At 69.2% G+C, this 18,535-nt stretch carries 19 protein-coding genes; 7 read left to right on the plus strand and 12 right to left on the minus strand.

Going from position 1 to position 18,535, the window contains the following annotated elements; translation table 11 throughout:
• Window positions 1-36: 36 nt before the first annotated feature.
• Window positions 37-1,137 carry an Rv2629 family ribosome hibernation factor gene (locus AU195_RS05315; RefSeq protein ID WP_059158013.1) on the plus strand — a complete coding sequence of 367 codons (1,101 nt, stop codon included), beginning with the start codon at window positions 37-39 and terminating at the stop codon, window positions 1,135-1,137.
• On the opposite strand, the gene AU195_RS05320 is transcribed toward AU195_RS05315, so the two are convergent.
• The 4 genes from AU195_RS05320 to AU195_RS05340 form a co-directional block, all read right to left on the minus strand.
• Window positions 1,122-1,844: an HAD family hydrolase gene (locus AU195_RS05320; RefSeq protein WP_059158014.1), complete on the minus strand. Its 723-nt coding sequence runs from the start codon at window positions 1,842-1,844 to the stop codon at window positions 1,122-1,124. The two genes, AU195_RS05315 and AU195_RS05320, sit on opposite strands and share 16 nt — an antisense overlap.
• Window positions 1,841-2,443 carry a hypothetical protein gene (locus AU195_RS26130; protein WP_286149141.1) on the minus strand — a complete coding sequence of 201 codons (603 nt, stop codon included), beginning with the start codon at window positions 2,441-2,443 and terminating at the stop codon, window positions 1,841-1,843. The genes AU195_RS05320 and AU195_RS26130 overlap by 4 nt, the downstream gene beginning before the upstream one ends.
• Window positions 2,444-2,521: 78 nt before the next feature.
• Window positions 2,522-3,655, minus strand: coding sequence for a glycosyltransferase (locus tag AU195_RS05330; protein WP_059158015.1), 1,134 nt, complete (start codon window positions 3,653-3,655; stop codon window positions 2,522-2,524).
• A gap of 298 nt (window positions 3,656-3,953) precedes the next feature.
• The gene (locus AU195_RS05340) at window positions 3,954-4,865 is read right to left on the minus strand and encodes a dienelactone hydrolase family protein (RefSeq protein WP_059158047.1); all 912 of its coding nucleotides are present in this window, start codon (window positions 4,863-4,865) and stop codon (window positions 3,954-3,956) included.
• Between the two features lie 66 nt (window positions 4,866-4,931).
• Here AU195_RS05340 and AU195_RS05345 point away from each other — a divergent pair, with 66 nt between their 5' ends.
• From AU195_RS05345 to AU195_RS05355, 3 genes are all read left to right on the plus strand, one after another.
• On the plus strand, window positions 4,932-5,855 hold the full coding sequence (locus AU195_RS05345; protein ID WP_059158017.1) for an SDR family oxidoreductase: 924 nt from the start codon (window positions 4,932-4,934) through the stop codon (window positions 5,853-5,855).
• 90 nt (window positions 5,856-5,945) lie between these two features.
• A complete protein-coding gene (locus AU195_RS05350; RefSeq protein WP_172800481.1) occupies window positions 5,946-7,733 on the plus strand; it encodes an N-acyl-D-amino-acid deacylase family protein in 1,788 nt (595 codons plus the stop codon).
• Window positions 7,723-8,166, plus strand: coding sequence for a nuclear transport factor 2 family protein (locus AU195_RS05355; RefSeq protein ID WP_059158018.1), 444 nt, complete (start codon window positions 7,723-7,725; stop codon window positions 8,164-8,166). Before AU195_RS05350 ends, AU195_RS05355 begins: the two co-directional genes overlap by 11 nt.
• Window positions 8,167-8,183: 17 nt before the next feature.
• On the opposite strand, the gene AU195_RS05360 is transcribed toward AU195_RS05355, so the two are convergent.
• The 4 genes from AU195_RS05360 to bfr all read right to left on the minus strand — a co-directional run bounded on the left by AU195_RS05360 (window position 8,184) and on the right by bfr (window position 12,790).
• Entirely contained in the window at window positions 8,184-9,536 is a 1,353-nt protein-coding gene (locus tag AU195_RS05360; protein WP_082702972.1) for a glutamine synthetase family protein, read from the minus strand.
• 44 nt (window positions 9,537-9,580) lie between these two features.
• Complete coding sequence (locus AU195_RS05365) at window positions 9,581-10,075, minus strand: carboxymuconolactone decarboxylase family protein (protein ID WP_059158020.1); 495 nt, start codon at window positions 10,073-10,075, stop codon at window positions 9,581-9,583.
• A gap of 26 nt (window positions 10,076-10,101) precedes the next feature.
• Window positions 10,102-12,150 carry an MDR family MFS transporter gene (locus AU195_RS05370; protein WP_059158021.1) on the minus strand — a complete coding sequence of 683 codons (2,049 nt, stop codon included), beginning with the start codon at window positions 12,148-12,150 and terminating at the stop codon, window positions 10,102-10,104.
• A gap of 160 nt (window positions 12,151-12,310) precedes the next feature.
• The gene (gene bfr / locus AU195_RS05375) at window positions 12,311-12,790 is read right to left on the minus strand and encodes a bacterioferritin (RefSeq protein ID WP_059096198.1); all 480 of its coding nucleotides are present in this window, start codon (window positions 12,788-12,790) and stop codon (window positions 12,311-12,313) included.
• A gap of 239 nt (window positions 12,791-13,029) precedes the next feature.
• Here bfr and AU195_RS05380 point away from each other — a divergent pair, with 239 nt between their 5' ends.
• Both AU195_RS05380 and AU195_RS05385 read left to right on the plus strand, forming a co-directional pair.
• Window positions 13,030-13,662: a hypothetical protein gene (locus AU195_RS05380; RefSeq protein ID WP_059158022.1), complete on the plus strand. Its 633-nt coding sequence runs from the start codon at window positions 13,030-13,032 to the stop codon at window positions 13,660-13,662.
• 11 nt (window positions 13,663-13,673) lie between these two features.
• A complete protein-coding gene (locus tag AU195_RS05385; RefSeq protein ID WP_059158023.1) occupies window positions 13,674-13,889 on the plus strand; it encodes a (2Fe-2S)-binding protein in 216 nt (71 codons plus the stop codon).
• Here the strand turns inward: AU195_RS05385 and AU195_RS05390 are convergent.
• Together AU195_RS05390 and AU195_RS05395 are read right to left on the minus strand one after the other, a co-directional pair.
• A complete protein-coding gene (locus AU195_RS05390; protein WP_059158024.1) occupies window positions 13,886-14,665 on the minus strand; it encodes an enoyl-CoA hydratase/isomerase family protein in 780 nt (259 codons plus the stop codon). The genes AU195_RS05385 and AU195_RS05390 overlap by 4 nt on opposite strands.
• A gap of 15 nt (window positions 14,666-14,680) precedes the next feature.
• Complete coding sequence (locus AU195_RS05395; protein WP_059158025.1) at window positions 14,681-15,385, minus strand: EthD domain-containing protein; 705 nt, start codon at window positions 15,383-15,385, stop codon at window positions 14,681-14,683.
• A gap of 92 nt (window positions 15,386-15,477) precedes the next feature.
• On the opposite strand from AU195_RS05395, the gene AU195_RS05400 reads away from it, so the two are divergent.
• Window positions 15,478-17,427: an FUSC family protein gene (locus tag AU195_RS05400; protein ID WP_059158049.1), complete on the plus strand. Its 1,950-nt coding sequence runs from the start codon at window positions 15,478-15,480 to the stop codon at window positions 17,425-17,427.
• Here AU195_RS05400 and AU195_RS05405 read toward each other — a convergent pair.
• Both AU195_RS05405 and AU195_RS05410 read right to left on the minus strand, forming a co-directional pair.
• Window positions 17,402-18,028, minus strand: coding sequence for a PaaI family thioesterase (locus AU195_RS05405; RefSeq protein ID WP_059158026.1), 627 nt, complete (start codon window positions 18,026-18,028; stop codon window positions 17,402-17,404). The genes AU195_RS05400 and AU195_RS05405 overlap by 26 nt on opposite strands.
• A gap of 44 nt (window positions 18,029-18,072) precedes the next feature.
• Window positions 18,073-18,456 carry a cupin domain-containing protein gene (locus tag AU195_RS05410; protein ID WP_059158027.1) on the minus strand — a complete coding sequence of 128 codons (384 nt, stop codon included), beginning with the start codon at window positions 18,454-18,456 and terminating at the stop codon, window positions 18,073-18,075.
• Window positions 18,457-18,535: the final 79 nt, after the last annotated feature.

Raw genomic sequence — 18,535 nt, forward strand, 5'->3', positions numbered from 1 at the left:
CTCAATGTCGGTCGCACCCCATCAGGACGGAGGACCATGCAATCCGAACGCTTCCGAACGCTGGCGGAGTCGAAAGGCCCGTACGCATCGGTGTACTTCGACGACTCGCACGACACCGAGGATGCCGCTGCCCAGCGGGAACTCAAGTGGCGGGCGATCCGCGACGAACTCGAGCAGCAGGACGCGCCGGCCGGAATCGTCGAGGCGTTGCAGCACGCCGTGCTCGACGCATCACCCGCCGTCGGCCGCAGCGGGCGGGGTCTGGTCGCCGGAACGGACGGTGTGCTGCTCAACGAGCATCTGATCCGCCCGATCGAGACACCCGTCGTCCGCGTCTCGTCACTGCCCTACCTGGTACCGGTGGTGGAGCACGGCGATCAGCACTCGACCTACGTGGTCGCCGCGGTCGACCATGCCGGCGCCGACATCACGGTGCACCGCGACCGGTCGGTCGAATCGGACACCGTCGACGGGGGTGGCTACCCGATCCACAAGGCCGACAGCGCGGAGACGCCCGGGTACGGCGATCCGCAGCGGCGCAGCATGGAGGCCGGGCGCAAGAACCTGCGGGCCGTGGCGGATCGATTGGCCACGCTGGTCGACGAGGTCTCCCCCGAGGTGATCTTCGTCGTCGGCGAAGTGCAGTCCCGCTCCGACCTCGCGCCCACCCTGGAGGAGCGAGTGGCCGAGCGGGTGGTCGAACTCGACGTCGGCGCCCGGCACAGCGGCTTCGCCGACGCCGATCTGCAGCACGCCATCGACCAGGAGTTCCTCAAACGCCGGCTCACGGCGATAGAGCATGCGGCCGAACAGTTCTCGCAGGCGACCGGTCAGGGTTCCGGGCTGGCGGCCCAGGGCCTGCACGGGGTCTGCGCCGCGCTGCGGGCAGGCGCCGTCGAAACGCTCATCATCGGCGACGTCGGCGATGCGACCGTCGTCGCCGGCGACGACCTCCTGATGGTCGCGCCGAACGAGAACGTGCTCTCGGAGCTGGGGGCCGCGCCGGCCCAGACTCTGCGGGCCGACGAGGCGCTTCCGGTGGTGGCGGTACGCACGGGTGCGGCCCTGGTCCGCACCGACGAGCGCATCTCCCCGGACGACGGAATCGCCGCGGTGCTGCGTTACGCGTTGCCCTGATCGCTCGGGCCGAGACGGCTCAGTAAGCCGGCGACAGGGCTTTCGTCGAGGTGCGCGCGCAGGTCTTCGGCATTCTCGAAGACCGCGCGCGCACCCGCCTCGGTGAGCTCGCCGCGCGACACCCCGCCGCTGAGCACGCCGATCGACATCAGCCCCGCTCGTTCGCAGGCCTCGATGTCCCACACGGCGTCACCGACGAACACCGCGCGTGCGGCGTCCACACCGGCGCGTTCCAGCGCGATGTTGACGATGTCGGGCTGGGGTTTGGCGGTGTCGACGTCCCCGCCCGAGGTCATCGCGGAGTAGACGTCGTCGCTGTCGAGGACCTCGCGGAGCACCTCGAGCTCATCCTCGGGCGCCGAGGTGGCCAGCACCACCTGCAGGCCGAGCTCGTTGATCCGAGCGAGCAGTTCGCGCGCGCCCGGAAGCAGGCGCAGCAGCCCCTTGGCGTCGAGGTAGTAGCGAGAATGGCCGTCCTTCAGCCGCTTTCGCGTGTCGTCATCGGCATGGGGAACCAGGTTGTCCAACAGCGTCGAACCGTCCATGCCGATACACCGGTGCACACGCCAGGATTCGACCGTCAGCCCCTGGTCCGCGAAGGACCGGTGCCAGGCGTGGACGTGGAGGTAGTTCGAATCGACCAGCGTGCCGTCGATGTCGAACAGCACGGCCGGTGCGGAACCGGCCGTGCTGTCAGCGTCCGTCATCGGGTGCGGGGGTCGTTCGTACGACCATTGCCCGCGTTGAAATTCGGGTTCTGGGCACCCTGGTCCTGGCCGAAGCCGCGACGGCCCCCGGGGACGTCCCCGTGCAGATCGCCCTGGGGCGCACCCTGAGGCACACCCTGCTGCGGGGCGCCCTGCACGGGGGTTCCCTGCACAGGGGTGTCGTGGCGCCCACCGCGGACGTGGTCGTGCCTGCCGCCACCGGCGTCGGGCTGCATGTCCTCGGCCTTCGGCGTGTGGGGATCCAGCTTGTCGGCGAGCTTGCGGCGCTCGTCGAGCTCCTGGCGCGAGGAGTCCACGGCGTCGCGATGCGTGGAGGCGACACCGCGCAGTCGGGCGGCCTCGGCGGCCTTGGCTTCCGCTTCGGCCTCGGCGGCTTTCGCCTTGGCCTCGGTCTGCTGCGCCATGAGATCGCGCTTCTCGACGTGCTGGTGGTGCTCCTGGACTTCTTCGCGGATTCGCTGTGCTTCGAGATGACGTTGCTGGTTGCGGCGTTTGCGCGCCATCATCGCGAGCGCGGCGATGATCAGCAGCGCCACGACCACTGCGACGACGATCCAGACGATCGTGCTGGTAGCCACATCGGCTCCTTCGGTCGGTCGGGCACGTCAGGGTATTGACTGTCCCGCTGATTACGGGTTGCCCGCCCGCGCCGCAGGCTAAACGGTTCGGGGTTCCTCGCCGCACTGCCCCGCGCCGAGTGCGTCGAGCATGCCCTCAGCGGCGCGCGGCCAGGTGAACTGTTCGGCCCGCCGACGGGCATCGCTGCGCCGCAACGACTCCGGTTTCCGGATCACGGTGCTGACGGCGTGTGCGATCGCTTCCGGATCGTTGTCGGCCGACGCTCCGCTGTCCGCGGTGAGGATCTCCGCGAGCGCCGAGGTGCGGGACACGACGGCGGGTGTGCCGCAGGCCAACGCCTCGAGCGCGGCGAGGCCGAACGTCTCGTGCGGTCCCGGAGCGAGCGCCACGTCGGCGGACGCGAGGATGGCGGCCACCGTGTCGCGGCAGCCGATGAAACCCGTGAAGTCGACCGGAAGACCGGCGGCCTGGCGCTCGAGGCGCTGGCGCAGCGGACCCTCCCCCACGACGACCAGACGCGCGTCGACACCCGAATGCCGCAACGCCGCAACGGCGTCGATGCTGCGGTGCGCATGCTTCTCGACCGAGAGCCGACCGCAGTGCACGAGAAGTGTCTGATCGGCCGCCGCCCACCGGCGTCGCACACGATCTGACCGTCGGCGCGGGTGGAACTGGTCGAGGTCGACCCCTAGCGGAACGGTGACGACGTTCGTGGCGTCGATCCGGTCGAATTCCCTACGAGCGAAGGCCGTCGTGCAGACGACGGTGTCGTAATTGCTTGCGGTGCGGCGGTTGGCGACATCGGCGACCGCACGGGCGATGCGGCCCGGAAGCACCTGGCCGACGAGGCGGTCGAGGCGTTCGTGGGAGATCATCACCGTCACCGCACCGTGGCGACGGCCCCAGCCTCCGAGTGATCGCAGGGTCAGTCGGTCCGACACTTCGACGGCGTCGGGCTGCAGTTCCTGCAGCAGCGCGGTGACCGGACCCGGCAGGACAGCGCGGTATCCGCCGGTGAACGGAATGAGACGGGCGGACAGGGTGATCCGGGTGACGCCGGTGGGCAGTCGCTGTTGCGCTGCGCGATGTCCGGGGACGACGACGTAGACCTCGTGTCCGGCCGCGCAGTACTCGGCGCCGAGCCGGTCCACCGCGGTGCGCAAGCCCCCCGAGCGTGGGCCGTAGAAGTTGGCGACCTGCACCACCCGCATGCCTCGATGAAACCCGCCGCGTGTGTGCGTTGCGCGGCGATGCGACGGCCGGCGCCTGAACGAGCCGTGAACATCCCCGCTCTCGCGCCCCACTGCCCCCTCTCCGCGCGAGGGTGCGTGTCTGTACCCGACGCGCCGCGGAGTTCACAGCAGTCTGCGCACGCTCGCGGACCGCGGTCACCGAGCTGCAGACCGACCTCACCCTGGCCTGCCAACCCCGCACCAACCACTTCCACCCCCACCGCAACCTCACCGACCACGACGGCACGGGTGGTGACGATGACGGCGTCCGGGACAGTCAGTCGACGTAGCGGGAGAACCACTCCTGCAGGCGTTTCCACGCGTCGGCGGCGGCGGTGGCGTTGTACCGCTCACCGGTGTCGTTGAAGAAGGCGTGGTTGGCGTCGGGCTCGGTGACGAGTTCGAAGACCATGCCGGCCCTCTCGAGGGCAGCGCGCGCGACAGGTTCACTCGCGTTCACCCGCTGATCCTGGGCGGCGTAGATCCCCAGGACTGCAACGTCTTTCGAGCCCGAGAAGTCCGGGTTCTCCGGAGTGGGCCCGTAGAACGGCACCGCGGCGGCCAACCGTGGCTCACCGGCCGCCAGAAGGCGCCACACCATGCCTCCGCCCATGCAGAAGCCCACCGCCGCGATCTTGCGATCCGGTACCCGGCGCGCCACCTCGTCGATGCCGGACTTCACGTCGGCGATCGCCTCCTCCGGTGGCAGCTTGCTCAGCGCCGCGGTGGCCTCGGCGGGATCGGCGAATCTCGCGGTGCCGCCCTGTCCGGAGAGCAGATCGATCGCCAGCGCGGAGTAGCCGATTCCCCCGAACCGGCCGGCCACCGACCGGATGTAGTCGTTGAGCCCCTTGTTCTCGTGGATCACCAGCACGGCGCCGCGCGGCCGGTCCGCGGCCGCCCACGCGCCCTGCAACTCACCGCGGGGTCCGGCCCAGGTGACCGGCTCGGTCGGCACCGCGTTCTCCGATCCCGGAGGTGGCGCACTGCGCGTCGCGGCGCCGCTGGACGTCACCGGCACCTCGGCTTCCTGCTGCTTGTTCTCACTGCACGCGGTGAACAGCGCCGTCGCACCCGCGGTGCCGATGCCGAGGAGGGAGAGCCTGCGCAACGCTTCCCGGCGCGACAGCAATCCGTCGACATGGTCGGTGGCGATCTCCTCGGCGATGTAGCGCTGCAACGGTGTCACGTTCGCGAGTATGCGCTCCTCCCCGAACCGGCGGAACCGATTGCCCCAGCGCGCCATACTCAATTGATGACATGGCGTCCCGATCCGGACGTGTTGCGCGGCCGCATCGCCGTGGTGGCGGGAGCCACTCGGGGCGCAGGTCGCGTAATCGCCACAGCACTCGGCGAGGCGGGTGCGACCGTCATCTGTACGGGCCGCAGCAGTCGGACGGCCCGCGGCGGCTCCGATTACGACCGGCCGGAGACCATCGAAGAGATCGCGGAGATGGTCACTGCTCTCGGCGGCCGAGGTACCGCCCACCGTGTCGACCACCTCGACATCGAGCAGGTACGCGCACTGGCCGGCCGATTGCGCACCGAACACGGCCACATCGACATCGTGGTCAACGACATCTGGGGTGCCGAGCTGCTCAAGGGCCCGCCGTCGAGCTGGGACCGGCCGATGTGGCAGCACGATCTGGACGACGGGTTGCGCATCGTCCGGTTGGGTGTGGACACGCATCTCATCACCGCGCACTGCCTGCTTCCGCTCCTGGTGGCCCGGCCTGGCGGCCTGCTCGTCGAAATCACCGACGGCACTGCCGATTACAACGCCGACAATTACCGGATCTCGGTGTTCTACGACTTGGTCAAGTGCGCCGTCAACCGACTGGCGTTCAGCCATGGCCACGAGCTCGCACCGTTCGGCGCCACCGCTGTCGCCGTCACCCCGGGCTGGCTGCGGTCGGAGATGATGCTCGACAACTACGGCGTGACCGAAGCCGACTGGCGCTCGGCGCTCCAGCCGGATCGCCCCGGCGGTCATCCGACGGCCCCGCCCGGTTTCGCCGAGTCCGAGACGCCGCGCTACGTCGGCCGGGCCGTGGCCGCAATCGCCGCCGACACGCGCAGGCACCGGTGGAATCAACGCTCGGCGACCTCCGCCCAACTCGCCCGCGAGTACGGGTTCACCGACATCGACCACCGCCAGCCCGACGGATGGGCCGACTGAAGGCGCAGGTCAACGCCTCAGTAGACAAATCAGCGAATCTGTTCACTGGAAGCGTTGACACCCGCCGCACCGGGACTGTTCTATGACATCGTGACCTACGACACGATCATCGCCAACGGACGCTGGTTCGACGGCACCGGCGCACCCTCGGCGATCCGCAACATCGGTATCCGCGACGGCCACGTCGTCACCATCACGCCCGACGAACTCGACGCCGCCGGATGCCCCCAGGTCATCGACGCCACCGGCAAATGGGTGATCCCGGGCATGCTCGACATCCACACCCACTACGACGTCGAGGTGCTCGAGGGGCCGGCCCTCACGGAATCGCTGCGCCACGGCGTGACGACGGTGATGCTCGGCTCGTGCTCCCTGTCGACCATCCACGTCGACGGCAACGACGCGGGCGACCTGTTCGGCAGGGTCGAGGCCATCCCCCGCGAGCACGTCATCGCCGCGGTGGACCGGCACAAGACCTGGACGACGTGCGACGAGTACGTCACGGCACTGGAGTCGCGACCGCTCGGCCCGAACGTGTGTGCGTTCATCGGGCACAGCGACATGCGGACTGCCGTCATGGGCCTCGACCGCGCCACCCGTGGGACCGAGCGCCCGACCCGCGGCGAACAGGCCCGCATGGAGGAGATGCTCGAGGAAGCGCTGTCGGCCGGATTCGTCGGCATGTCCTCCCAGCAGCTGCTGTTCGACAAGCTCGACGGCGACACGTGCCGCTCACGCACGCTGCCGTCGACCTACGCCAAACCGCGCGAACTGCGCCGTCTGAAGTCGATGCTGCGGCGCAGTGGGCGGGTGTTGCAATCCGGACCCGACATCGCCAACCCGCTGAACCTGGGATCGCAACTGGCGCAGTCCCTCGGCCTCTTCCGCAACCCGCTCAAGACCAGCCTGCTCTCGGCCGCCGACGTGAAGTCGAACCCGTACGCGATCAAGATCCTCGGGCCGGTGGCCCGCGCGGTCAACCGGCTAGGCGGTAACTTCCGGTGGCAGCATCTGCCCGTGCCGTTCGAGGTGTACGCCGACGGTATCGATCTGGTGGTGTTCGAGGAGTTCGGCGCGGGCGCGGCCGCACTGCACCTGCGCGACGAGGTCGAACGCAACGCCTTGATGCGCGACGAGGACTACCGGCGGCGCTTCCGCAAGGACTACGAGAACAAGATGGGCGTGCGGGTGTGGCAGCGCGACTTCTTCGACGCCGAGATCGTCGACAGTCCCGACGCGTCGATCGTCGGCAAGTCGTTCGGCCAGGTCGGCGTCGAGCGGGGGCTGCACCCCGTCGACGCCTTCCTCGACCTGGTTCTCGAGCACGGTCGCGAACTCCGTTGGCGCACCACGATTTCCAATCACCGACCCGATGTCCTGAAGAAGTTGGCCCGCGACTCCGGCATTCAGATGGGCTTCTCCGACGCCGGCGCACATCTGCGCAACATGGCGTTCTACAACATGGGTCTGCGGCTGCTGTGCCACGTGTACGACGCGCAGAAGGACGGCCGGCCGTTCATGAGCGTCGAGCAGGCGGTGCACCGGCTCACCGGTGAACTCGCCGACTGGTACCGCATCGACGCCGGCCACCTGCGTGTCGGCGACCGGGCGGACCTCGTGGTGATCGACCCGGCACACCTCGACGCGAGCCTCGACGAGTACGCCGAGGACCGCGTCGACTTCTACGGCGGGCTCGAGCGCATGGTCAACCGCAACGACAGCACGGTGAATCTGGTCATGGTCAGCGGGCACGCGGTGTTCCGCGACGGCGCGCCAACCGGCCTCGTGGGCAGGAAGCGCACCGGGCGGTTCCTGCGCGCCGCCCACCGGGCGCCTGCCGTGCCCACCTCGGCCACGGAGTTCGCCGGTGTCCGTTGACGATACGGTGCTCGGCATGTGGAAGTCGCTGTCCGCCAGGGACTGGGAAGCGGTGAAGGCCCATCTGTCCGACGACTGCATCTACGCCGACATGCCCGTCGGTCCCGCGCTGGCCGCCCGCGGTCCCGAGGACATCGTCAAGCGGCTCAAGGTCGGGCTCGAACCGCTCGCCGGCTACGAGAACCACGACGGCCTGCTCGTGACCAACGGCGCCGACGTGATGTACGAGCACTCCGAGACGTGGCGGTGGCCGACCGGCGAGACCGCGGTGCTGCGGTTCGTCACCGTCCACCGGGTCGAAGACGGCAGGATCACGCTGTGGAAGGACTACTGGGACATGTCCGGGCTGACGGCCACCGCACCGCCTACCTGGCTCGAGGATCTGGCCACTGCCGACACCTCCTGGGTGTTCGACGCGACCGGCTTGATCTGAGTGTCACCCGCGCGGGGTCAGACACTCCACGCCATCCGGAACCTGTCGGCCTGCTCCTCCGGCGCCAGGGCGCCGAAATGCTCTGCCTCGTAACGCCGTACCGCGACCACGGCGTCGACGACCGCGTCCCCGAGGATGCGGCGCATCGACGCGGAACCCTCTAGGGCGCGTAACGCGTCGAGCTGCCGGGCGGGTAGCAGGACCGTACCCGCCTGTGCCCGTTGGGCTTCCGTGAGCGACGCCGGATCCACGCCGGTCTCCGGCGGCAGCGTCGATTCATGCTCGATCCCGTCAAGCGCCAGGCCGAGGATGGCCGCCGAGGCGAGGTATGGGTTCGCCGATGGGTCGATGACCTTGACCTCGACATTGCCGCCGTGCACGTTGCCCGGACCGCCCTGCAGGAACCGCACCGCGGCTTCGCGGTTCTCGGTGCCCCAGCAGATGTAGGCCCCCGACCAGTGGCCCGGCTGGATGCGCAGACCGGACAGCAGCGAACCGCACAACACCCCCTGCGCTTCCGGCAGTCCGGCGACCAAGCCGGCGACGGCGGACTCGCCCTCGGCCGTCATACCGTGGGCCCCCGAACCGTCGGAGAACAACGGGACACCGTGGCGCCGCAACGAGAAGTGCTGGTGCGCACCGTTACCGACGCTGCCTGCGAACGGGACGGGCGACAGGCTGACCCGCATCCCGTACCGGCGGGCGACCCGGCCGATGAGGATCCGCATCAACACCAGCGAGTCGGCAGCCGCGACCGGCGGCAGCGGCGACAGTGAGATCTCGAACTGGTTGGCCCCGTACTCGGGATGGAACTGCTCGATCGGCACCCCCGAACTCGTCGCCGCATCGGTGACGTCACGGACGAAACCCTCGTATTCGAGCACCCCGGCCAGGCCGTACTGCGCCCACAGCGTCGACGGCAACCGGCCGCCGTCCGGACCGACCAGGACGAACTCCATCTCGTGGCCCACCGAGGCGGTCAGTCCCGCCGCCGACAGCCGGCGCTCCACCCGGCGCAGCGCACCCCGGCTGCAGAACGGATCGGGCCCGCCGTCCTGATCGAAGAATCCGCCCGGGGCCCATGCCAACCCGTCACCGAGGATGTGCAGCGCACCGAGGTCGATCCGGATCCGCTGATCGCCGACCACGCTGATGGAGTCACCGAACACGATGCCGGACTGGTCGATGGTGAACGCGTGCCAGACCGGGCTGGCCCCGAGGCCGGGATCGGCGAAGGCGCCCATCCGGCGCAGGGGAACCGTCTTGGCGTGCGTGAGTCCCGCCGGGTTGACGACCGTCCCGATCAGGGTGGCGACGCCGTCGGACTCCAGTTGCGCGATGGCGGCTGCGGCGAGGGGTTTGGCTGCCATGACGACCATTGTTCACCGAGTGGCCGCCCGGCGGCGCCCGGAATCTACAGAGTGATCTTGCAGCTCTGCCCGATGTCGAGCGTCCGCAGCACCCGGCCCATCCCGACCCACATGGCGCAGGACAGCGCGAGGTCGGTGATCAGGTCGGCGTCGAAGTGCTCGCCCGCCCTGGCCCAGAAGTCGTCGTCCTCGCGCAGGCCGGTGTGGTCGGTGGCGAACCGGTGGGCGAACTCCGCGGCGACGCGTTCGGCGGGGCTGTATCCCGGCCACGTGCGCCACTGGTCGCTGTACCGGTAGAGGTCCTCGTCGACGCCGGCCGCCTCACCGTCGGAGTCGCGGGTGTTCTGGCACACCACACACTCGTTCGCGTTCGCGATGACGACCCGGGCCAGTTCCCGTACCCGCAACGGCAGGCGGCCCTTGGTGTAGACGGCCTGGCTGAAGGTGGCCATCGCCGCCCCGAGATCGGGTGAGCGGACAGCGAAGGCCGTCACGTCGTCATCGGCGAAGTCACGGGAGGCGTCCCCGATTCGGCTCATGGCCGCATGCTACGCGCAGACCGGGGTCACTGAGTCCGTTCGAGTTCGTCGTCCCACTCCCATTCGCGTTGCACGAGCATGCGGTGGGTGATCCGCTCGAGCGCCGCCTCCACCTGCAACCGGTCGGGCCGTCCCTCGAACGTGGGTGACGTGGCGAGCTTGTCGACGATCATGCCGACGAAGGCCGACGACACGGCGTCGACCTGTCGGGCCCCGGACTGGCTGAGCCACAACAGGTCTCCGGTCCGGACGGCGTATCCGGTGGCCACCAGATCGTCGAAGACCGGTTCGACCACCTCGCAGGGGATGCGCAGCCGGTCGGCGATCTCGCTCAACCTGGCCGAACCGAAGACCTGGTTGTGGCGGTAGATCTGCAGGAGCGCCCACAGCCGCGCGACGTCGAGTTCGCACCCAGGCCGTCCGGCCAACGACCGCAACCGGATGTCGGGTGAGTTGCGCAGCAACCGGCCCACCGCGGATTCGAGCATCTGCTCGGAGGATTCGGCACCGGGCATCGCGAAACCCTCGCCCAGGTCGACGGCGGCGCCGGTCTCCATCTCCCGCAACGGCACCTCTTTGAGCAGCAGGGCCACCAGGAAGCCGACTGCCGCGACCGGGGCGGCGCAGAGGAACACCAGGCCGAGCGAATCGGCGTACGCGTCGACGATCGGCGCCGCGACATCGGGTGCCAGCCGATGCAGCGCCTGCGGTGATTCGGCGGCGACCGGCGGCGCGCCGCTGCGCAGCAGGGCGGCCCCGATCCGGTCGTCGAGGAAGTTGGCGAACAGCGATCCGAAGATGGCCGCACCGAACGAACTGCCGATGGTGCGGAAGAACGTCACCCCGGAGGTGGCGACGCCGAGGTCGTCGAAGGTGGCGGTGTTCTGCACGGTGAGCACGAGCACCTGCATGCACAACCCGATGCCGGTGCCGAGGACGAACAGGTACAGGGACTGCTGCAGCAGGTGTGTGGTGGCGTCCATCCGGGACAGCAGCAGGAATCCCACCGTCATGATCGCGGTGCCCAGGACGGGGAAGATCTTGTACCGCCCGGTGCGGCCGACGATGACACCGCTGCCCATCGAGGTGATGAGCAGTCCCGCCACCATCGGCAGTGTGCGCAGGCCCGATTCGGTGGCCGAGACGCCGTCGACGAACTGCATGAAGGTGGGCAGGAAGGTCAGCGCTCCGAGCATCGCGAAGCCGACGATGAACGACAGGATGCAGCAGACCGTGAACACCGGGCTGGCGAACAGCCGCATCGGCAGGATCGGTTCGGCGGCGCGCCGCTCCACCTGGATGAACACCGCCAGCGCCACCGCGGAGGCGACGAACAGGCCGATGATGACCGGCGACGTCCACGCGTATTCGGCTCCGCCCCAGCTGGTTGCGAGCGTCAGGCCGGACGCGCCGAGACCGACGAACACGATGCCCGCGTAGTCGATGTTGGGCCGGCCGGACCTGCTCAGCGCCGGGATCGCCGCGGCGGCGACGAAGAACACCACGACGCCCACCGGCACGTTGATCCAGAATGCCCAGCGCCAGGTGAGGTGATCGGTGAAGAAGCCTCCGAGCAGCGGTCCGATGACGGTCGTGACGCCGAAGACGGCACCCAGCGCGCCCTGGTAGCGGCCGCGCTCCCGCAGCGGGATGACCTCCCCGATGAGCGCCATGGCCGTCACCATCAGCGCACCGCCGCCGACACCTTGCAGCGCCCGCGCGGCCACCAGCATGCTCATCGAGTTCGCGAGCCCGCACAGCACCGATCCGGCGAGGAAGAACAGCACCGCCGCCTGGAAGACCGTCTTGCGACCGAACAGGTCGCCGAGCTTGCCGACGATCGCGGTGACGATCGTCGAGGCCAGCAGGTAGCTCGTCACCACCCAGCTCTGGTGGCCGGCGCCGCCGAGATCGGCCACGACGGTCGGCAGCGCCGTCGCGACGATCGTCTGGTCCAGCGCGGCGAGGAGCATGCCCAGGAGGACGGCGACGAAGACCAGATTGCGCCGCTGCGGGCTGATCAACGCGCCGCCCGGCTCGGGTGGTGCTGAGGTGGGTGCGGGTGAACTCGCCATACGTGCCTTCCATGGAAATGCCGACCGCTATATCGTTAGCTTGTCTATAAAAGTTACGGCGGCCCGGTTCATTCCAGGTGTGACCCTTGACACGAACCGACCCGCGCCTCCGGTTACCCCGGAACGGCGCGGGTCAGTCAGTGGGTACGGCGGCGCGGCGCTACTGCGGCGGACGCGACACGCACTGCGCCGCGTAGAGCTGCTCGCCGAGCTTGTCCATCAGCTCGAGTTGCGTCTCGAGGTAGTCGATGTGCTTCTCCTCGTCGGCGAGGATGGTCTCGAACAGGTTGGCGCTGGTCGCATCGCCCTTCTCCCGGCACATGACGATGCCGGGCTTGAGCCGGCCGACCACCTCGTATTCGATGGCGAGATCGGCCTCGAATTGCTCGCGCAGGGTCTGGCCGACCCGCAGCGAGAAAAGTCTCTGATAATTCGGCAGACCGTCCAGGAGAAGAATCCGGTCGGTGATGGCCTCCGCGTGGCGCATTTCATCGAACGATTCCTCGCGGGTGTGACTCGCCAATTCGGTGAAGCCCCAGCTTTCCTGCATTTTCGAATGGAGGAAATACTGGTTTATCGCCGTCAATTCGCTTGTTAACTGCTCGTTGAGCAATTTCAGGACGTCGGGATCGCCTTGCATGGACCTCTCCTACTGACTGTGGTGGCCGCTCGGTCTCACTGTTTGCCGTACCACTGCAATCTAGCCCCAACGAGAAGCGGAAGCGACCCGTTTAGCTTGTTAGCGGCGTGTTTTGGGCGCGCCTGCGGACCCGGGGCCGTTGCTGGCCGCATCGCGCACCGGGTTCTCTGGACTGGCTGTCCTAAGTAAGGTTAGACTGCACTAACATGCGGGCGCGTACCTCTGACAGGCGGGAAACAATGGGTGAGTATGACCTCCACTCACTCATTCTCGCGTGCGATTTTCGCGTCGACGATCCCGAGCGAATGTGGGCCTGGCTGGAGACGAAGAAAGCCGGTTTGAGTGCGATTGGCGCACACCATGTGGTGGTGTACAAATCGATCTGGGAGCCCGGACGTGTATTGACGACGATCGGCATTCGCCATCCGAAATCCGTTCGGGAGGTCCTGCGATCGCCCGCGATATTCGAATTGTTCGACATCTCCGGGGTCGACGACATCCCGCCCGTGTTCGGCGGGGAGGTGGTCGAGAAGATCGACCTGGACGGTCCGTCCTCGCAGCGCCACGTCGCCGGGGTCATCGTCGGCGCGATGGCCGCGGTCGACGACGTGGAGGCGCTGATGGTCAAGGTGCACGACGGTCTCGACCGGTTCCGCGAGGCCGGTGTCTGCAAGGTGTGGGTGTATCAGGCCCTCGACGACGGGCAGGAAGTCATGATCCTGCAGGAGGTCGACGACGAGCGCAGTGCCCGGCAGTGGATCGACCACCCGGACGCCTCCGCCGAATGGATGTCGAGGGCCGGCCTCGGCGCCTACCCGACGCTGTTCGTCGGCAAGCTGGCCCACGTCATGGCCGTGGACGACGAGGAATAGCGGGGTCCGCAGTGTTCGTCTGCCTGTGCATGGGAGTCACCAGCCACGTCGTCAACGACGTCATCGCCGCCGGCGCCTCGACGTCCAAGGAGATCGCCGAGGCCTGCGGCGCGGGCAGCGAGTGCGGCCGGTGCCGGCGCACACTGCGGGCGATCATCGAGGCCCACAGCGTCGACGGCTGCCCGGCGCACTACAACGGATGCCCGTCGCGGATGCGGGCGAACTAGTCCTGCTGTCCTGTCGCGTCGCTCGCCCCGCGGCCGGCGAAGGCGGCGAGCGCATCGGTGTTGGCCGCCTGGCCGAGCAGCACCTCGAATTTGGCGTATTCACGGGCGAGGGCGGCCTTCACCTCGGCCCGCGTCGGCTCGACGATGGTCTCCTTGACTGCCATCAGGCTCGGGATCGGCCGGGACGCCAGGACCGCGGCGTGCCTGCGGGCCTCGTCGAGCAGATCGTCCGGCTCGCAGACCTGCCAGGCGATGCCCATGCGCTGCGCATCGGCGGCCGACACCCAGTCCGAGGACATCAGCAGCCAGGCCGCGTTCTGGCGCCCCATCAACTGCGGCAGCAGATAGCTCGACGCCGCCTCCGGCGCCACGCCGAGGCTGGTGAACGGACACTTCAACCGCGCCGTCGTCGCCATGAACACCAGGTCCGCGTAGCCGAGGATCGTGGTGCCGATGCCCACAGCGAGCCCGTTCACCGCACACACCAACGGTTTACGGAGGTCGAGCAACGCCTCCATGAGTCCGGGGAAGCCGTGCTCCCCCGGCTGGAAGTCCGGATCGGTGACGCGGGCGGCCATCTCGTGGAGGTCGTTACCGGCGCTGAAAGCCCGACCCGCCCCGGTGAGCAGCACGACGGCCACCGAAGGGTCGGCGTCGGCCGCCCGTAACGCCACCGTGGTCGCGTCGTAGAGCGCCTCGTTGAACGCGTTGAGCGCCTCCGGCCGGTCGAGCGTGACGGTGCGCACCCCGTCGGCATCGTTGATCTGCAGGGTCACCGCAGCAGCGTAACGTCAGCCCGCCACGAAGGGGCTGCGCATCACGTACCGACTGGTGGGCACCGTGTCGATGTCGCGGTTGGCGCCGAACGCCTCCGTGCTCGCCAGCATCCTCTGCATCCGGTCGGCCAGGTCGGCGTCGTCGGCCGCACCGAAGAAGGCGTGCAGATCCGACACGGCCGCAAGGGGAAACAGCTCCTCGACGATCGCGGCGATCTCCGGTGCGTCGTCGGTCAGCGCGCGCACGACGGTGTTCTGGACGTAGCCGAACGTGGCCTGGGTGGCGATCGCGACCGGTGTGTGGTCCCGCTGCCAGCGGTCCCGCCATGTCGGCTCGTCGAGGTCGGCCGGCCGGCGCAGCAGCGCGATGTTGGCCAGCCCCTCGGTGCGCTCCCCCGGTTCCGTGGCCGGGGCGGGCATCGGCGCCGACTCGGTGACCAGATAGGCCGCCACCGCATCGCATTCGGGCCTCACCGCGTCGAGGGCGCCGCGGACGTCGTCGCCGTAGGACTGTTGCGTCCACAGGCTCACCACCGCCACCACCGGCGGGTCGAGCGTGGTGAGCGTCATCAGGGAGTCCCGTACCGGTGCGTCGCGGACGTTCACCGTGAGTCCGGGCACGCCGAGGTCGAGCAGTCGCGGCGCCACGTCGGTGCGCAACCGGGTACACCAGGCCTCGTCGGCGTCCGAGGACTGCAACGTGATCATCACCTTCTCCACGCCTGCAACCTACTGACACCACCGCCCGCGCGAGTCACGACAGGCTGGCGGCGCCTCGGGGGGAGAATGATCGCGTGCACGTCGACAGCCGGATGATGGACACGGTTCGGCTGACCACGCCGGGAGTCGGTGCGGTCGTCCGCAGCCTCGTGGGCGTACTGGCGCTGACAGCGCTGGCGCTGTACGCGATTTCGCCGACGGCGGCGATGTGGACCGCCGGGGCCGGCATCATCGCCGGCGCGATCGCACTGCAGGACACGCCCGGGCGGCGGCTGCCCATCGTGCTCATCGCGTCGGTCGAGGTGGGCGCGGCCGCCCTGCTGGGCTCGTCGAGCACCGGCCACGACGCCGTGTTTGTCGTCGTGGTCGCGTGCTGGTGCTTCATGGCGGGAATGCAGTGGGCCCTGGGGGCGAACGCCGGGTTCGTCGCCGCGGCCGCGGCCGGCCTGCTGGTGATCACCCCGCCCGAGGCGATGTCGCTGCCCGACGTGCTGGCCACCGTGGCGCTCACGCTGGCCACCGGTCTGGTGCAGGCGCTGCTGGTCTGGCTGCGCCCGCCGCAGCGGTGGCGTGCGCAGCAGCACGCCCTCACCCGTGCGCACAGGTCGCTCGCGCAGGACGCCAGGAGACTGGCTTCGGACACCGGGGCACCGCTCGACCCGGCACAGCTGACGTGGCTGCGGGAGGTGTTCACCACCATTCCGCAACACCAGCGCCCCAAGGCCTACCAACTCGGCTACCAACTGCCCGAGAGGATCGCCGCGACGCTGGTCGCGCTGCGCCGCACCGACGCCGATCTCACGGAACTGTCCTCGGCCGCCGGCGAGTTCCTCGACGCGATCGCCGAGCACGGGGTGGCCGCGCACCGCGGAGCCGATCGTGCCCTGCATCGCGTCGACGCCGCGGCCGCGGCCGTCACCGGTCCGGGCGCCGCTGCCGCCCAACGTTTCTCCGAACAGTTGCACGAGGCGGCGGTGTTGCGTTTCGGCCGGCTACGGGGATCGGATCTGAGGGGTTCGCTGTCCGGGTCGGCGAGTGTGTTGCGCCGTCATCTGACGTCGACGTCGCCGGTGCTGCGGCATGCGATCCGCCTCGCCGCGGCCACCGCAGTCGCCGTGGCGGTGGCGCGCTTCACCGATCTCCGTGAGCCCTACTGGATGGCGCTGACCGTCCTGTTGATCCTGCGGCCCGAGACCGCGCACACGTACACCCGGTGCGCCGGGCGACTGGCCGGAATCGCCGGGGGCATCCTGGTCGCGTCCGCGATCAGCCTGCTGTGGCCGCCGACGGGCATCGTCGCGGCGATCAGCGCGGCGGCGTTCGTCGGAGTCGCGTACGCGGTGTGGGGTTTCGGGTACATCGCGGTCAGTGCGGCGCTGGCCGCGTCGGTGGTGTTCCTGCTCGGGATCGTCGATCCGGTGCAGGGCACCGCGGCGGTCCACCGCCTGGTGGCGGTCGCGATCGGCGGCGGACTCGCGCTGATCGCCCACGTTTCGCTGCCCGACGACGCCATGATCAGGCTGCGTCAGCGCGCGGGGGAACTGCTGATGACCGAGATCGACTACGCCGCAATGGTGGTCCGGGCCTTCGTCCACGAACTCGACCGGCCGGCGGACGCGCTGGCCGCGGCGTGGCAGCGGGCCTACCGCGCCCGGGCGGCGTTCGAGGCCGCCTCGGGCGCCACGCGGCTGCAAGATCCGATGCAGCGGCAGTGGCTGCGGTCCCTGCGGACGGCGCTCAACGCGATCACCGGCGCCTGCACCACGATGGAGAGCAATCTGCCCGCCCAACCGGTGGCACTGAGCCCGGAGTTCGTCGCGGCGGTCGACGACTACGTCGACGCGTTGCGCGGGGCCCCGCCCAACCCGGCCGCGCTGTGGACCGTGGACCTGCCCGAGCTGATGGCGGCCGACCGCCGGGTCCGCGAGTTGGCGGACACCGTCGCGGCCAGCAGCGGTGCCCGTGTGCTCGTCACCGAGCTGGCGGCGATCACCCGAAGCCTCGGGGCGATCACGCCTATCCCCGCGCCCACCTGGGCTTGATGAACACTCCCTCGGCCTCGACGGTCACCCCGTCGTCGTCGGCGAGATGGCCGACGACGAAGGCCTTGATCCCCTCGACCCGCGCGATCTGCGCCTCCGCGTGCAGTCGGCCGAGGCGCGTGGTGCGCAGGTAGCGCATCGTGATCGTGCCGGTGAGTCGCGGCTGGCGCTGGTCACTGGCGGCCTCACCCAGCACGTGGTCGAGCACCAGTGCGGCCACCCCGCCGTGGACGTGGCCGGGCGGACCCTCGTAGGCCGCGCCCAGGTCGAAGTCGGTCGACACGCGGCCGTTCTCGTCGCGGTGGAGCACCAGCGGGGGCGCGACCGGGTTACGCACCCCGATGACGGGGTTGCCCCAGGGCATCTGGTCGCCGTCGGAGGTGAACTGCACCCCGAAGGCGCCGTCGAGCTGTCTGCTGCGCAGGCGCGCGGTGGCCGCGTCGATCTCGGCTTTGGCGGCGGCGACGGTCTCGGCGTCGACCTGGGTGCGGATGGTGGCGTCGATCAGCGCGCGCACCGACTCCGTCAGCGGTTCGTAGGTCTCCCGCAACCGGGCGACGTCCGCCGAGCTCAGACCCTCGATGTGGGTGTACTCCAGCACCTCTGCACTAGAACACGTTCCAGCAGCCGGTGTCGAATCGCATGTCAGGCCGCGACGAACGCCACGTCGACGTCGTCGGCGAGCACCACGTACATCCGCCGCCAGGGATCGGTTCCCTCCAACCGCCACTTGTGTCCCGACCCCGCGGTGTCCTCCGCCAGCAGCACGTCGCCCGGTCCGAGTTCGAACTCCTCACCGTCGCGGGTGGAGAACACCAGCGACCCCGCCAGGGTCACCACGAGTTGGCGTACCGGTGCGGTGTGCCACGCGAGGGCTCGTCCGGCCGCGGTCTCCTCGACGGTCACATGGGTGGACGGCATCACCGCGGAGACGAGGTCGTCGTTGCGGCCGGGGCGCATGTCGAGGCGCCCGATCTCGAAGTGCGACGCGTCGTCCGCCCCGGTCCACAGCCGCACACACCGGATCATGAGTCTCTCCTATGTCAAGCCGCTGCCATTTGGCAAGGCTTTTGACGGTGGTTGTGGTCTGTCTGCAAATGGCCGAAGA

This window comes from Mycobacterium sp. IS-1496 (assembly GCF_001499995.1).
Taxonomy (GTDB): Bacteria; Actinomycetota; Actinomycetes; order Mycobacteriales; family Mycobacteriaceae; genus Mycobacterium.